Annotated in this window: 13 protein-coding genes and 4 pseudogenes; 10 read left to right on the top strand and 7 right to left on the bottom strand. The window is 57.9% G+C overall.

Annotation, left to right across the window (positions count from 1 at the left end; translation table 11 throughout):
• Positions 1-100: 100 nt before the first annotated feature.
• Entirely contained in the window at positions 101-1,294 is a 1,194-nt protein-coding gene (locus H1B27_RS30820; protein ID WP_197968628.1) for a CaiB/BaiF CoA transferase family protein, read from the top strand.
• A gap of 484 nt (positions 1,295-1,778) precedes the next feature.
• Here the strand turns inward: H1B27_RS30820 and H1B27_RS30815 are convergent, their stop codons facing one another.
• Positions 1,779-1,949 carry a hypothetical protein gene (locus H1B27_RS30815; RefSeq protein WP_197968627.1) on the bottom strand — a complete coding sequence of 57 codons (171 nt, stop codon included), beginning with the start codon at positions 1,947-1,949 and terminating at the stop codon, positions 1,779-1,781.
• 250 nt (positions 1,950-2,199) lie between these two features.
• A pseudogene (locus tag H1B27_RS30810) lies at positions 2,200-2,864 on the bottom strand (transposase); the annotation flags it as partial.
• A gap of 483 nt (positions 2,865-3,347) precedes the next feature.
• On the opposite strand from H1B27_RS30810, the pseudogene H1B27_RS30805 reads away from it, so the two are divergent.
• A pseudogene (locus H1B27_RS30805) lies at positions 3,348-4,022 on the top strand (transposase family protein); the annotation flags it as partial.
• A gap of 473 nt (positions 4,023-4,495) precedes the next feature.
• On the opposite strand, the gene H1B27_RS30800 reads toward H1B27_RS30805, so the two are convergent.
• The gene (locus tag H1B27_RS30800) at positions 4,496-4,987 is read right to left on the bottom strand and encodes a GNAT family N-acetyltransferase (RefSeq protein WP_197968625.1); all 492 of its coding nucleotides are present in this window, start codon (positions 4,985-4,987) and stop codon (positions 4,496-4,498) included.
• A 303-nt stretch (positions 4,988-5,290) separates the two neighbouring features.
• On the opposite strand from H1B27_RS30800, the gene H1B27_RS30795 reads away from it, so the two are divergent.
• Together H1B27_RS30795 and H1B27_RS41265 are read left to right on the top strand one after the other, a co-directional pair.
• Positions 5,291-5,791: a GNAT family N-acetyltransferase gene (locus tag H1B27_RS30795; protein ID WP_197968624.1), complete on the top strand. Its 501-nt coding sequence runs from the start codon at positions 5,291-5,293 to the stop codon at positions 5,789-5,791.
• 415 nt (positions 5,792-6,206) lie between these two features.
• On the top strand, positions 6,207-6,389 hold the full coding sequence (locus tag H1B27_RS41265; RefSeq protein ID WP_376709009.1) for an aromatic amino acid lyase: 183 nt from the start codon (positions 6,207-6,209) through the stop codon (positions 6,387-6,389).
• A gap of 435 nt (positions 6,390-6,824) precedes the next feature.
• On the opposite strand, the gene H1B27_RS30790 is transcribed toward H1B27_RS41265, so the two are convergent.
• The 3 genes and pseudogenes from H1B27_RS30790 to H1B27_RS30780 all read right to left on the bottom strand — a co-directional run bounded on the left by H1B27_RS30790 (position 6,825) and on the right by H1B27_RS30780 (position 8,051).
• Positions 6,825-7,109: a hypothetical protein gene (locus tag H1B27_RS30790; RefSeq protein ID WP_197968623.1), complete on the bottom strand. Its 285-nt coding sequence runs from the start codon at positions 7,107-7,109 to the stop codon at positions 6,825-6,827.
• 188 nt (positions 7,110-7,297) lie between these two features.
• A pseudogene (locus tag H1B27_RS30785) lies at positions 7,298-7,698 on the bottom strand (IS5/IS1182 family transposase); the annotation flags it as partial.
• A gap of 32 nt (positions 7,699-7,730) precedes the next feature.
• Positions 7,731-8,051, bottom strand: coding sequence for a hypothetical protein (locus tag H1B27_RS30780; protein WP_246515815.1), 321 nt, complete (start codon positions 8,049-8,051; stop codon positions 7,731-7,733).
• A gap of 911 nt (positions 8,052-8,962) precedes the next feature.
• Between H1B27_RS30780 and H1B27_RS30775 the strand changes: the two genes are divergently transcribed.
• The 3 genes from H1B27_RS30775 to H1B27_RS30765 all read left to right on the top strand — a co-directional run bounded on the left by H1B27_RS30775 (position 8,963) and on the right by H1B27_RS30765 (position 12,470).
• Positions 8,963-9,991 (top strand): radical SAM protein, encoded by a 1,029-nt coding sequence (locus tag H1B27_RS30775; RefSeq protein ID WP_197968622.1) that lies wholly within the window; start codon positions 8,963-8,965, stop codon positions 9,989-9,991.
• Between the two features lie 160 nt (positions 9,992-10,151).
• On the top strand, positions 10,152-11,543 hold the full coding sequence (locus tag H1B27_RS30770) for a Gfo/Idh/MocA family oxidoreductase (RefSeq protein WP_197968621.1): 1,392 nt from the start codon (positions 10,152-10,154) through the stop codon (positions 11,541-11,543).
• A gap of 156 nt (positions 11,544-11,699) precedes the next feature.
• Positions 11,700-12,470, top strand: a complete 771-nt coding sequence (locus H1B27_RS30765) for a class I SAM-dependent methyltransferase (protein WP_197968620.1) — start codon at positions 11,700-11,702, stop codon at positions 12,468-12,470.
• Between the two features lie 394 nt (positions 12,471-12,864).
• Here H1B27_RS30765 and H1B27_RS30760 read toward each other — a convergent pair whose 3' ends face one another.
• The gene (locus tag H1B27_RS30760) at positions 12,865-13,014 is read right to left on the bottom strand and encodes a hypothetical protein (RefSeq protein WP_197968619.1); all 150 of its coding nucleotides are present in this window, start codon (positions 13,012-13,014) and stop codon (positions 12,865-12,867) included.
• 500 nt (positions 13,015-13,514) lie between these two features.
• Here H1B27_RS30760 and H1B27_RS30755 point away from each other — a divergent pair, with 500 nt between their 5' ends.
• From H1B27_RS30755 to H1B27_RS39835, 3 genes and pseudogenes are all read left to right on the top strand, one after another.
• Positions 13,515-13,688, top strand: a complete 174-nt coding sequence (locus H1B27_RS30755) for a hypothetical protein (RefSeq protein WP_197968618.1) — start codon at positions 13,515-13,517, stop codon at positions 13,686-13,688.
• Entirely contained in the window at positions 13,685-14,203 is a 519-nt protein-coding gene (locus tag H1B27_RS30750; RefSeq protein WP_197968617.1) for a hypothetical protein, read from the top strand. Before H1B27_RS30755 ends, H1B27_RS30750 begins: the two co-directional genes overlap by 4 nt.
• A 743-nt stretch (positions 14,204-14,946) precedes the next feature.
• Positions 14,947-15,146: pseudogene (locus H1B27_RS39835) on the top strand (IS630 family transposase); the annotation flags it as partial.

Genomic DNA, 15,146 nt, shown 5'->3' with positions numbered 1-15,146 from the left:
GTCATCGCGATCGGCTCGACCTGCGGCTTCATTATCTGGTGTCACTCGCCGCTGGTCGCGGCAGCGAACATGTGCGGATGAGGTTTAGGCAGAGGACGGAATGGATAAGCTCCCGCTACGCGGCATTCAGATAGTCGAAATGAGCCACATGATCATGGGACCTTGTTGTGGTATGATACTCTCTCAACTCGGTGCGGACGTCATCAAGGTCGAGCCGCCCCCAGGCGATAAGACCCGGGCGCTCGAGGGAATGGGGACCAGTTTTTTTCCGCTCTTCAATCGCGGAAAAAGAAGCCTCGTTCTCGACGTAGCCACCAAATCGGGCAGAAACGCATTATTCCGTCTTCTCGAACGCTCGGATGTTTTCATCGAGAACTTCAAGGACGAGACGATAATGAAAAGTGGATTGGACGGGACCAGCCTTACGAAGCACTTTCCAAGACTCATCATCGCGGCTCACAAAGGCTTTCTAAGCGGCCCCTATGAACATCGACCTGCACTCGATGAGGTCGTACAGATGATGGCTGGCCTCGCATATATGACCGGGTCACGCGAGGTGCCGCTTCGGGTCGGCGCTTCTGTGAATGACATCATGGGTGGGATGTTTGGAGTAATCGGAATTCTCGCCGCATTGCGCGAACGGGAAATGAACGGGAAGGGCTCCGAAATTCGCATCGGGCTCTTCGAAAATTGCCTTTTCAGTGTGGCACAGCACATCGTCCAGTTTCAGATGACGGGCGTACCTGTGCCGCCGATGCCGCAGCGAATTCTGTGCTGGCCTGTCTACGACATCTTCACCACGCGAGACGATAAGCGGCTCTTCATCGCCGTGACCACCGATGGTCAATGGAAAGCTCTTTGTCGCACATTCGGCCTTGATGCGCTGCTGGCTGATCCGGACCTTACGAAGGTTCAGCAACGCATCGACGCTCGGCCTCGGCTGTTACCGCCCATCGCGGACCGGCTGCGGCAGCACGACCTAGAATATCTCATGGCAAAGCTCGACGACGTGAGTATACCGTTCGCACCGATCAACGCACCGGAGGAACTGCTAGACGATCCACACGTCCGTCGTCCAGGCGGGCTGGTTACGATGATTGATGAGAAGGGGCATGCAATCGATGTCCCTACGCTGCCGCTCGAGTTCGATAGAGCCAGCATAGGACGAGTTAGCGTCGTCCCGTCGCTAGGCGGCGACACGTTCTCGATCCTCACTTACCTTGGCTATTCAGAGTCGGAGATTCAAGAATTGGCCAAGGGAAGGAGCTTGCGGCCTGATCGCCCACCCCGCTAGACGAAACCTATAATTAGGACCGAATTTTGATCAGCAAGCTTGGATTGTAAGACGACCTCCAGATGGCGAGGCATTTTCGTTCACCGCGAAGAAGAGGGCTCAGCCGGACTGCGTAATTTCGAAATAGGCTCATACCTCCCAAGCGACCGGCTTGGGCAATTCGCCTACTGGTCGATGAGGTTCGACGCGTTAGGGGTGGGACTCAACTGATCCACCAGGTAAATGAACGGCCGCGATTCTTCTCGCGCAATTCGCGGACCCGAATATGTGTCGCCCACGACCAGGAAGAGGCTCTTACCTCGTCGGATCGCATCGTTGTCATGCGGACCGGTCCGAATCGAGTAGATCGACATTTCGGAAGCACATGATATTTCCGCAACATCCTGCTCGCACACGATGAGCCGGCCGCTCCCCACGCGCACGATTGCCGCCGTGGCGTCGCTGCTGACCCTTCTGCCCCTGCTTTGGCTAAGTGCCCTCTACGTCACTTGATGGCAATCGAGTTCAGGTCCTCAGCAAGCGCTCCCGAGAACGGGCCATCAGGCATCAGATGATGGTCTGTCCCGATCGGCAGCGCGAAACCACACTTCATCCCATACATCACGGCGGGCTTGGCGCGTTCTTCTGAAGGACTAGGTGCAAAGTCATAGCCCATCCGCGACCGCAGGCGGGATCATTCTCGTCGTGCCCTTCCCAGTTGTCCATTTCGACGATGCGCCAGCGGCCGGCAAAGGCGCTGGCGAAGCATGGTGCGGCTCTCAGGCTGATTCGAAGCCCGGCTGATGGTCAAGGTGCCTGAGATTGTAGGCGGCGGCAGCGAAGGTAAACCCCACCCAACGCGATCACGGCCACTGAAGCTGGTCTTGTCTCGCCGGGTGACCGTCTTCATCCAGCCGAACGCCCTGCAGCGAGGCCACCCGTTCGGCATGCCCGTCAGCCAGCGTCAGGCAGGCGTCGACCAGCAAGTCGTGGCGGTTCTCCATCAGCCCACGCCCGATGAAGCACAGCTTCGTCTCCTTGCCTTTACCCTTGCGGTAGACCCTGGCATCGGGATCGATGGTCGAAGCATGGGGGTCGTTCGACCGTTTCTAACCGTGGAAGTCCGCTTTGGCATTTCGCGCGCCGCTTGGGTCGGCGGCTCGCCAGAGCCGTCCTTCGGCTTGACGCTCTTCATCGGGGGATCATGCCTCGATCGGCGTGCCATCGACCGAGAAGTGATCGCTCGACAGAAGCTTGTTCCTCCTAGGCTGCGCGAGCACCCGACGCCAGGATCTTCGCCGCTATGTCGCCTTCCAGCAGCCGCTCGGGGTTCTTGAGAAACACCGAATGGTTCCGGGCCGCATCGTCGACGCCGTTTCCAGCGGAACAGCAGGGCGTCGTAATCCGCTCCATCAATACCGCTCCGACCGGATCGAAAAAAAGGCCTGCAACAGCATCGCCCGCGCTCCAGCGCCGGCAGCGCCTCGTGCACAATAGTCCGGATCGCTCGCAGCGGATGGTCGCGGCGCACCCGCGCCTCCAAGTCAAGGTACCTGAACAGCTCATCCGTTTGATTGTCCCCGCAGCGCACGCGCCATCTCCGAATTTCGTCGGAGCCAATGAATCACCCTGTCGGTCGGCGGCGAGCACCCTTTTTAACAGCCTTCTAGTGCTCCATATGATCGGCCGTATGATCTCGGCCACCCGCACGCGCATGACGCCGATTGCCCATGGCTCGGCTAATTTCTCGGGAGATGGCAACATCGCGTCTGTCACGGGTCGCAAACAGCTCTGGAGCCTTGCGGGGCGCGTTATATGCCAACTGCCATTTTGCGAACTCTATAGACCTTGACGAGACATTCCCGGTCATACTTCGGCAGCGGCTGCTGTCGCTCTCGCGCTAGCGGAGGTGCGCAAGGCAACCGATACACAGCTTCTGCGTGTCGTGATCACGGGATAAAAATTGGGGAGCGCGTCTCGAGTGCGCTGCGTTGTGAAAGTCGTGGGGTTCCCTTGCGGTAGCAAATCAGATTCAAGACTGCTTTTTCGGAGGACCTTGGGTATGCTAGACCGTCTGAGCGCGCCGTTCCGTCAGGAACTCACGGCCCGCAGGCTTGCCGCGGCGGTCGTGATTCCGCGGCACCTCAAGATTACCCTGTAGATGTTCAGATGATCGGGCCGGTGGCCAAGCGCGGTCGTCCTCGTCAGCGGCACGTCACGGACATTCTATCGATGCCGACCGAAGACATGCTTGCCAACGACATCAGTTGGCACACCGGCACGGAGAGGAAGCTCAAGGCTCTTGCTGCCGTCCGCGTGCCGGAGCACCGCAGCGGGTCAGGGACAAGAGTCTGCAACATTTGCCAGGCGACGAGGCTTGGCTTGTCGGCGAACATAGGATGTCGGGAGAGAAGAAATACTATTTCGCCAACCGGCCAGCGAAGACGGACCTGCGCACCCTTGCGGCCATCATCAAGGCGCAATGGATTTGCGAGCAGGCTCACCAACAACCTGGGCCTCGACCACTTCGAGGGCGATCCTGGCAAGGCCTTCACCGCCATGCGCTCTTTGACCATGATCGCTTACGCTTTCCTTCAGCATCGCCGGCTCAAAACTGCCAAGGCGGGAAAAAAGAATCAACGGGCAACCACCGCAACCGACCTTGCCCTATCCTGGAACTCATCACTTGACCAGCGCCGCAATGATGCTCGCATTGCCAAAAATGGATTTGCGACGAGTCGCAGCGTGAGTAAATCTACCAAAGTAACGCTAGCTAGGGCAGCCGGTGTTCTTTTCGGATACCCGCAACTTTACAGTTACTCAACGCCGTGGTATTTGCGGCGGCGCGGCGATCCAATTTGAGTCTCTGGCTCGGCAAGTGCTTAGCATTGGCGAGTGTGCCGTGTCGACAGATCTGCCGAACTGAAACTACGCAGACATGGTTTGGGCAGTGTTTGTCGGCGTGTTTGCGGCCCTGCCAGCTGCGTTTGGCGCAACCGGCCATTCTACAATCTTGATGGCGGCCGTGCCTTGATCAAAATGGCCGGTACGGCATCGTTTCGACCGGTACCTCCTGGTCAGCGGATTGGCTCCCGCTATTGCGGTGTGCAGCCTGAAAGACTGCTAGCAACTCCCCATTCAGCTGTGAGTGCACACGAGAAGTGTTCTTGACGCCGCCGGTCGTAAGCTCACATCGCTTGGGCACGTCCACACAGCGCGAGCTCATCGCAATTTCTTCCAGAAAAATGCGTCGTTGTGCCATTCGCCATGAATACGTGCCGTTTCGTGTAGTACCGCCACGCGTTGAAATCCGAAAGGATCAGCGCTTTTTATTGTTCGGATATTTCTTTCATACGCGCGCGACACCAGTAGTCGTAACCCCAAATTGGTGGCTGTTTCAATCAAGTGTGCCAGCATAAGTCTTCCAAGTCCCTTCCCTCGATGATTCTCGTCAATGTAGCGTGACGTTTCGGCGACTTCTATATATTCAGGGCGCACGCAAAATCTGCTCAATGAGCACCAACCAATCACTATACCATTATCAGTTTCATAGACGAACGCAGGATACGGATCTTTATGTTCGCTAAGCCAGAGGGCACGTTCCTTGTAAGTATCGGGAGCGATGTGACTTATAGCAAAAATGCCAGGCTTCATCGCCTGATTGTAGATCTTTGCGATCGCCCCGGTATCGGCATAAGTTGCACGTCGAAACATTGGTCTGACCCGTCCGTTCTTGTTTAAGCGCGCGTACGCGGTGCCTTGTGACACGCTAAACGCCTCAGTATCCAACGAGGTCTGCAAATCGTGACTCGGTAACTTCACGCCCGTTTGTCATCTGCTGAGACGCCATTTACTTGCGCAAAGTGCGGATATCCGCTGCCTCGTCTCCATTACGCCGAACAAACCACAGTCAGGTCTGTCCGCAAAGCTATCAGCTCTGGTAGGTTGCTGCGAGCTCCGGAAACAGGGACTGTCAGATAGCTGTTGCGATCCGAAACGAGATCGGAGGAACGTATTATGTCGTGCCAAGTGCGTCCGTTGCAAACGGCTGACCTGCCAACCGTGACAGAGATCTACAACGCTGCATGCCAGGCCAGAGAATCAACTCAAGGAACGCGCCCGTGGAGCGTCAATGAAATGAAGGAATTCCTTTTCGAATCGCGTCCCTCATTTGAGTCCTACGCCTACGTAGACAAGGACGCCGTGGTCGGCTGGACAGCGCTCACTCGGTATCGCGTCAGGGACGATGTTGAGCACACGGTCGAGATGTCGCTCTTTGTTCAAGAGTCATTTCGTCGTAGGGGAGTTGGGGCCGCCCTTGCGCACACTCTTCTAAACCGAGCAATTATCCTTAATCTACACTGCATTTTCGCGATGGTGTTTAAACATAAGGCAGACGTCGTTTCCTTCGCAGAAAGGAAATGCGGGTTTTCGGTCACGGGATGCCTTCCAGAGGTCTTTTCCGACAGCGGAAACCATTACGACATTTTGGTGCTTGAAAGGCATGTTGGGCCGTGAGCCTGTTGATGCCAACGTGAGTTGCTGCAGATGAACACGCATGCTGACCCTGCCCGGAGGAATGACGATTTTATGGTCATCGAGTCGGCGGGTGCCGCTTCAGCAAACGCCGTCTAGAGGTCGATAAACGTCAAGCTTGAAGACCTTCACGACGTTGCCGCACATGGTCGCAAAATTGTCATGGCACCCACTGTGCTGGAGCTGTTCCAGAAGGGGCGGGCCCAACTCGAAAATCGACCGAGTTCCCGTACGATAATTTTATGGCATCAATACGAGTTTCGGGGTCGACAGTAATCTAGTGATCCCTGGACGATCAGTTGGCGCTCCACCAGAGCAATATTCTTATGTTCTCTATCAGAGGGAACAGGCGAAATGCCTTGCAGAGGAATACGTGCGGGCAGGCTAATGACTAACGATGTCGGCGCTGGCTAGCGGTTGTTCCGCGGTACGTCCCGAGATCGTGAGAATTCTTGCTGAGTACACTAATGTCGGCATTACTGCAATAGCGTTGCGATATGGGTCAGTCGCCGCGAGCGGGATTCGATCCTATCGCGAGCGCGCGCGGTCGCTTTGGTGGACAGAAAATGGGCGCCAATGAAGCGTTCGCTCGCGCCGGCATTGGGCCAGTCCAATTGCACGGAAAGGAGGGGTTGGCTTTTCGCCAATGGAACGAGAGTGATGACGGGCATTGGCATCCTAACTGGGCCGCGACTGCGGATGACGTTTCGAGCCGCTCTCAGTGCGCTATCACTCGCAGCAGAGCATTGCACGCCTTCGAGAGAACACGAGGACCTCCGTATTCAAGCTGCGAAGGTAGTCCAGCGCAAATTGCGGCCGCGCCGGCGCTTCGCAAGATGTTGGCGTCGTATCCTTCTTCAGGTGTTCCGCAAGCCGACTGAACCGAGTGGACTCGTTCAACTCGCGGAAGGCGTCGTCCAAGAGAGATAATCAATCCGATGCGCGCCACAGATACTCGGCATTTGTGCCAGTATCGCCGCGTGAAGCGCGTATCGTGATAGAACGAGAGCCGGGCTCAGCAAACAACACCCATTGATGGATCCGGACACTGGCGATGGTCCTTCACAGCGGAAACTCCATGGGCGATGCGCTTGCGTGTGTTTTTAGCGTTGTGCCCATGAGCCTTGGCGCATGCGGTGGCAAGCAATTTGTACCACCTTTCGCCTTGACCAAGCTGTCCGGTGATGAGCTCAAAATTGACGGCGACCTTCAATGATTGGCCGGGCTGCTTCTCGCGCATGCGCTTTGCTGTATTCTCAACAACCGAAACCAACCACCGTTCGCCGCTAAAGCGCAGCATGTGTAGGTGGGAGGCGACGCGCCAAAGGACTGTTTGACGTATCAGAGGTCGCGAGAGCTCTCCAAAGGCTTAAAAGGCCGCATATTAGAAAGTCACAAAGGTCGGCCGGCGCATAGTAGGTCTTATAAACCACTCACTTGCCCAACAGCATCGTCAGGATGCGGCCTACGCATGTTGCCAGCTCAAGCGCGACGGGGATTGTGCACGTCGTGGCCGCGGTATCCTGTCGACATAGGCCGCTCGATCGCAGCCGGTGACTGTCTCATGTCTTCGAATAAGGGCTCGTAGGGTGTGACCGTCGAAGGGGTGTCGGGCAGCGCCCTGCCGTGCAGCACGTTAGGCCGCCGGCAGCACGGCGGTTGGTGATGACGATGGAGGCCTTCACTCCGAACTCACAAGGCGCGACTGCCTTATCCTTGCCGATGCATTCCACCTCCAGGGGTTGGAAGAGTAAAGCTTCCAGCCGCGCCGGCGCTGCTGCTGCGAGCGGATCTGCATGGCCCCGCCAAGGGCGGCCAAGGGGGAGGGCGAACGTCTCCTCCAGGGCTGGCTGGCCCTCGATTTTGCGGCCGATGTCGCGGAGTCGCCGGCTGACCGTTCTGGATGATCGAATGACCGCAATCATGATCCTGGCGATCGGCTCTTCGTGGAGCTCAGGCACTCGACCCTCCTCAATTGCATCGGCGTATCAGCCACGCGAATCGTCTCGGCGATCGCCGGATCGGTGGAAAGATCGAGTTCGATTTCGTACGACACCTCGACGACGGTTTCTGAGTGATGGCCATTCTCGAACAACGCGTATTTGAACGCTTGAGCACGGTTCGCGAATAGGCCGCCAAAAATACCGTTCTGTTCGCGAGCAACCCAATCGCCGCGACGATTCCTGCCAACAAAGACAGTCGACGCCGCGGAGCTGCACGAAGCAGGTTCGACGAACTTCATGATCATACTCCTTCCATGACCTCAAATGGTATGCTCCCCACCCGGCACCTGCAGCCTGCAGGATGCTTGACTTACAGAGCGCGAATATCCGCGCCGCCGAAGACCAGCATAGTGTCCCATCTTCCACTAAACGTGGCGCCGCTTGTGCCGACGTGTCGCACGGCCCCATGGTCCAGTTCTGTAAAAGCTGCAATAATCTCCTTCTCGGTGAAGTTCGCGGCAACTGCGACATTGATGTTCGCTGCTTCAGCGCTCCCAGTTAGAAGCCACATCGGCGCATTCGGTAGGATCAATCGGGCGAGCTTCGTCGGCAACTCCCGGAATGACCCGCCGTGTCGGCGGTCGCTCCGTCCTTCTCGTCTTAGCAATCGGCGTGCCACTAGCGGAATCTGATAAGCGCCTTGCTTGACGAAGCAAACACGCTCGCCCGACAAAGTCCCCGTGAACGTGCCCACAAGGTTAACGGCTTCGCGAATCCCGAGATCACGACAATCATTCTGGCTAAATCAGGAGTACGAGGACGATCAGAAGCGGCTGCCCTATAACACGCAGATGAGCATTGTCCCCGTAAATCGGCGGTTGCCGGCCGCGCTCCGCTCACCAGCATGATGCATGTGGTCGGTGGGACGATGCGCGACTTCTGCGATATTGGCGATGGAATGCTCATCGTCCGCAATGCCGCGGCTGATAAGCGCGATGTGAGCCGGGCGGCTTGTCGGGAGCTTGTAGATCGGCTGGCGACCGCGGGGCATGTGCGTGCTTCTGTCTGAAACCGAACGCACTTGATGTCTAGGAGCCGCCAAGCTGTTTGGAGCGTGACATTGCGCCCTCAAAAATGGTCGACGTTCCGCCGCCACGTGGTGGCACAGATCCTGCTCCGTCCTCACTGGGGGAAGAGCCAGGAGGACGCCATGCCAGTCGACGGTTCGCTTCCCATTGTCTTCAACCACGCGAGAATTTGTGTATCTTTCTACTGCAATCTTCATTGCGAGCACTGCTATGTTCCCGAAGAGTATCGGGATCAATACAAGCGGCTTTTGGAGCCATCACAATTATCTATCGAGGAGATGACGGAGTTCGTCGACCTTCTCGTCGACAAATATTCCCTGAAGAAAGTCTCATTGACGGGTGGCGAGCCGCTTCTCAAACGCGTGTTTCCGCGGTCCGCAGCCGTGATGGCCCATGCAAACAAGCGAGGCCTTCAAGTCCAGTTGAACACAGGGGGCCTCGGCCAGGTGCCAGTTTATGACGTGGTCTCGTTCTTTGACGATCGCGAGAAGCTGACGTTCCAGTTCAGCTTTGACGGTGCGAAGCGGAACACGGTGGACCGCTTCCGGGGCAAGGCGGGTGTTTACGATTCTGCGCTCCGGCAGATGGCTGAGGCGGCCAATTGCGGGGCCTTGGTGCAGGCCAGGATGACTGCCAACCGGCACAACATCGGTGAGGCGCTCGACGCCTACCGGCTGCTGTCGTCAATCGGCGTCTACTCCTTCAGGGTCAAGCCGATGTTCGCCTCGGGCGTGGCGCTCGGTAATGAGGATGCGCTCTTGGGCTCGGCTGACGAAATTCGAGAGCTGCAGGAAGCCCTGATGGAGATTGCTGCGCAGCCCAGCTCAGCGCGCCTAGAGCTGCCGCCGCCGATTTTCGTCGATACGTCGCAGCCGCGGCCAAACGTCAGATATACCGAATGCGATTGTGGTGCCACCGCGGTCTACCTCTCTACAAACGGCGATTTGTATCCCTGTTCCTTCGTCGTCGGGGATCCCGATAGCCAGGAGTTCCTCCTTGGCAACATCCGATCGCCGGAATTCGACCTGGAGAACGTTTGGCGTACCTCGCCGGCTCTGAAGAAATTTCGGGCGAACAGCGGCTGCGGCCAATGCCCGAGCCAGGTCGCCCTCCTCAAGAATATCGAGAACCGGGCGCTTGCCTGCGCATGACGAAGCGATCGTTGAACGGAAGGTGTCTGCATATCGGCTGGTTCTGAGTGCGCGAGGAGCCAGTATCCCACCTTGTCAGCGTCCGTCAGGTCGACCTAGTGTCTGCCCTCATCGTGTCCGACGTTCCGATTGAGGCAAAGATGAGAGAGTATCAGAAGGCATGCGAGGAGATATCATTCTCGTCGGTCTGGGTGCTTATGCCCGGGCGAAATATCTTCCTCTAATCGAGGATGCCGTCTCCAGCGATCGAGCATCGTCGTTCCATGTCGTCGAGCTCGACAGCGCGCGAGACGACGTGGATGCCTTTTTCCGGACCCGCACCTGCAAGCCGGCGAGCGTCTCATGGGTGCCCGATCTCCGGCGACGGGCAATCTGGTATTCCGGCCATGGGGAGGACGTGCTGACCGCTCTGGCACGTCCGGGCACGAAAGTGATCGTCGCGACCGAACCCAAGGCTCATTTGGGCTACCTTCGCGCGGCTCTTGGACTTGGCCTTGATTGCCTGGTCGACAAGCCCGTCGTTCTTCCCATGGGATCGAATGGACGCCCCGCAGCGGACCGTCTGGTTGATGCGGTAGCCGAGCTCAAGGAGATCTGCGATCGGACTGGCGGCCGTTGCGTGGTCATGACGCCACGCCGCTACAACGCAGTCTATGAGCTGATTGGACGCTATGCGCGCCGCGCCTCCCCGAATCTTGGCACGCCGATCACCTACATTGGTATCGAGCATCATGCGGGAGTATGGAACACGGAGGAGGAGATCCTCTCCCGGGAGGACCATCCTTACCGTTACGGCTACGGAATGCTTTGCCATTCCGGTTATCACTACATCGATATTCTCTCCGGTCTCCTGGCTCACAATGAGGAGCACTTCGGGAAGTTGGCAGTCGAGCTGGATGTGCACCGGGCGACCGCCGCCGACCAGGTCGGGCAGGTTGGTCCGGATCCGGTTCGCAGGCTTCGCGGCGACGCGCCAGTTGCTCGATTGCTTCCCGCGCCACCGTTCTGGGGTGAGACGGATATTGTCTCGTCCGGAGCCGCACGCCGTCCCGGAAGCCGCGATACCGTCTGCCTGTTTCGGCTCGACCTTCTGCAGACAAGCGTGTCGTTGCGCAATTGGCGGCAACTGCCAAGCGATGTTTACAACAAGAACGGACGGTACGGGTCTGAGACCATTCGCTTGAATATCGGTCCCTTCGCAGCGATCGAGGCCAGGATCTTCAAGCGCCCACACCTGAGCCTGGAGGGTTATCCGCAACTGACCAGGGAGGCGCACATCACGCTTTGGCGGAATGCCGGTTTCCTCGGCGGCGCAGTCTTACGCGAACGGCATTACCCCGCGCGCGACACGCTTGTCCGAAACGCTGATCTGGGCGCCGGCCGCAAAAGGTTGTTTGACGATTGGCTGGCGGGACGGAGCGAGAAGAGTTCCCTTGAGTCGCACACCCGGACGATGTCGCTCTTTGCTCACTATTTGGCAGCGCTCACGACGGATGGAGCGAACAGAGATGAAGCGATCCCATCACCCGCCGTCGGCAAAGTGCCGGCATGAATGTCGTTGCTTCCACTTCAGCGCACTTTGGCCATTCTGGGCTTGCGGTGTCCGCCGGATACGGCCCGACATTGGCCCGTGGCCGGGAAGGTGGGGCTCTTGGCCGTGCGTACGGTATGCCAGCCGTATCTTTTCTGACCAACTTCGAGACAATGGATGAATAGTGAGCGTCACGACGTCCTTTTTGACGGTAACCATCCTCTGCCCCGCAAGTACCTTGCCTACAGGCACTCGGTTCTGGCTCGGCTGGTCGAGATCCTTCGACAGAATCCGGGGTGCCGCTTTCTCGAGATTGGCGTAGGACCGATATTCAGGCAGGAGCGGTTCAGGGCCATCGACGAGCTCGGCATCCACTATGTCGGCCTGGACTTCGAACATGTCTGCGCCGAACGCCGGGTCGATCTGGCGGCGGCCGGCATCGCCGATCGAAATATCACCTTTCTGGGAAATGCGTCAGGAACATACCTGTTCAACCTGATCAGGCTGGCCAGAAATCGAGAAACTTTCGATATCCTCTATCTCGATGGGAGCCATTCGATCTATGTCGATTTGGCGGCTGCCATCGCAGCCGTGCGGCTGTTGAGGCCTGGGGCCTTGTTCCTTTTCGTTGATGTGAGGTTTTCCTTCGGAAGGAGACGTTTGATCCCGACCACAACTCAATATGCGGATGCCAATGAGGCCAAGCAGTTGACCGAGGATGAAGCCAGCGAAGCTCATGTCACGATCATCATACGAGACTATCTGATTCCTTTGTTCAGCTTTGAGGTGGAGCGGTCGTGGTCGGATCCTGATTGGATCGCGCTCCGAGCGCCAAAGGCCGCTCCGTGGATGCGGATTGGACGATTCTCCCACGATCGTGCTCCGCGTCGACGTCTGCACCGCTGTCACCAACGAAGCCGGCAGGGTTCGCCATCTTGGCACGCCTGAAGTTGCCGCCATGATCGTTCGAAGCGTTGAACTTGCAAAACCTTCCCGATTGCCGTGTCGTCGTTCTTTCGAAATCGATGATCGATCTATGATCAAGGAGCGGGCGGCAAATTAGCTGCCAGCTCGACACGACGCGCTTCGCACTCCAGGCGCCGGTCGAGGGCTCGGGTCGCGTCGCGCCGCAGGCAAGCTGTGACGTATGCTCGGTCATGGCCTTTGGTTTCTGGTTCACGTGTTCAATTTTTGCAAGACTGCCCCTTGCGCGCGTGGCTAGAGTGAACGAGGCCCATGCTGCTTCCAGTTGACGGCTTTGATGGTCCCCAGCCCAGGTCAGGATGGCGTTGCTGGTAAGTTCGCTGCTTTTATAGCTGACCGCTATCTTCGACTTCCAAGCTCAATCGCCGGCCGCTCCAGTTCCTGCGGCCATCCGGCTGCCGGAAAGCGAGAGGCAGGCGAATTTGCCTTGTCGATGGCGCGCAATCATTGGTCGGGTCGCATCCTCTGAATCCTGCGCAATGGCGCAAAAAATGCTGGATTTCTGCATTTTTTAGTCCTGCGCTGCGAGCTTGCAGCAAAGCGAACTGCTATCCGGACGAGAAAAAGTGTCTCAGGCGACATTGCTAAGGGACTTCGGTGTTACCAAAGAAGTCATGCTGCAGGGTATTAATGTCGTGTAAGCTTTACGGTTAGAGCCGACCGAAAGCATATGATGGCGGCAGGCCACAGCGCGGCAATCGAGACAAATACCGGTGGTGGCATTGGCGGAAGGATGACAAATATGCGCAGGACGTCGAACGATTCTGGATTTCTCTCGCAACGTATTTGCATCGCACGAAATGATCGTACGGCCTCAAAGAGCCGGGCCTTCCGAATGGCCTCACTGCAAGAGAACCGGACTGTCTTGACTTATTTCCATCCCATACGTGTTTTCCACAACGAGAATCACATTACTGGCCAAATGACTAAGAAGAGCATCTGCAGCGAGCCCGTATTTGCAGTGGCGCGCGAACACTCCGTGTGCGGATTCGGCCTATCGGTGAGGTCATGGCGGCCGATCTCTATCGCGCGGACGCGCAGCCGGACATCACCGGCAGCGTACTTGAGCAAAAGCTGGAACGTCTCCACCCTCGCGCTGGCATCGAGGATATGAATATGTGTGTGAGCTGCGGCCTTACGAACGTTGTTCGGGCGGAGCTCTGCGGCGAGGGCGCTTCATGAAGATCGACTGCGAGGTGCATGCTTTCCGTCTTAAGAGCCGGCAGGCTGCGCCCATCGTTGAGGGCTCCATGGAAACGCTGGAAGGCGCCGCGCGCGAGTCGGAGATCACTGGGCTGGTCCTGGTCCAGCCTGCCTTCCTGAACGACGATCCGACCGAACTCTTCGACCAGGCGAGCCAGGACCGGATGCCGGTGAGGCTCATTCCGCCTCTCGTGCAACCGCTGGCGCCTGAGGTGCTGGAGGAGTGGGCCCGATCAGGCGCCGTGGGTTTGGCGCTAACCCTAGCCGATCCAGATCCACTGGCCGAATCCCTTCAGGCCGCTCTCCGGCTGGGCTTTCACTTGCAGGTGTCGGGTGCCTCGAAGGACGTGAGCACCTCGCAGAGTTGCTTCTCGCGGACGGCCATCGACTGGTTTTCCGCGGCTTCGGACTTGCGGATAGTGCCCGCGATCCCGCCTGGGATCCACGCCTCGCACGGCTTCTGGCGCTCGCCAAGGGCGCCGAGGTGTGGGTGAAGCTGTCGGGGATCCGACGGGTCGCAGATGGCTGGGCCCAGGCAGTTGCGGCAACGATGCTGGAGGAGCTCGGCCGAAGCAGCTGCTCTGGGGCTCGGAGTGGCCGCACGTCGCGGCCTCCCACGCCTACGCGCCATCCTATGCGCAGACATTTCGAGTGGCTTGAGGAACTCGTCCCGGACGAGGATGCGGGAGGGCGAATTCTTGGCGATACGCCCGCCGCTCTCTACCGACTTTCCGCCTGCAAGCCAAAGGGACCAAATGAGCATCGTCCACCGGAGCACGGGTTCACCGCCGAAAGAGATTTCGCTCAAGAAGTCGACAGGTCGAAGCGATCCATCAAAGCTTTCCGAGAACCCACACCGACTGCGCGTAGAACCAGTAGAGCGGAAGAGGAAAGCCAGCACCGTATAGGTTTGGCTTTGGATGCAGAAATGCAGGTTACGGTGGAGGTTATCTATTGAGGGGCTGACGACATGTCTGATCGATTTCCAGTCTTCGAGAGCTTCTTGCCATGCACGCGATTTGGCGAACCTGCGCAAACAAGTTGCTCGTTGTAGACCTCCCAATCATCGGCCCGCTCGATCATCGAAAGATCGCGAGCAATCAACATGTCCTGGTCATCCGACGATGTCGGCTGAGATAGCGACCTAGACGACCGATTCCGTGAACTTGGCAGTGATGGAACGGTACGTTCGTTCGTGGATTCCTCGTTTGCGATTGACTGAACGAGGAGTTTCACCATGGCAGGACGGCGGCAAGCGGTCGAGTTGGCGATGACCGATGAGGAGATTGAAACGTTGACGGCTCTTTCGCGGTCGAGGACCGAACCGGCACGCCGGGTGTCGCGGGCCGCGATGCTGCTTGCCTACCGTGAGAACCCGTCGTTCTTTGCGGTAGGTCAAAGACTTGGCGCCCATCATCAGACGGTCCAGCGCTGCGT

This window comes from Bradyrhizobium diversitatis (assembly GCF_016031635.1).
In the GTDB taxonomy this organism is placed as follows: domain Bacteria; phylum Pseudomonadota; class Alphaproteobacteria; order Rhizobiales; family Xanthobacteraceae; genus Bradyrhizobium; species Bradyrhizobium diversitatis.
Note: the sequence above shows the minus strand (reverse complement) of the source record. Positions and strands in the feature narration are given on the sequence as shown.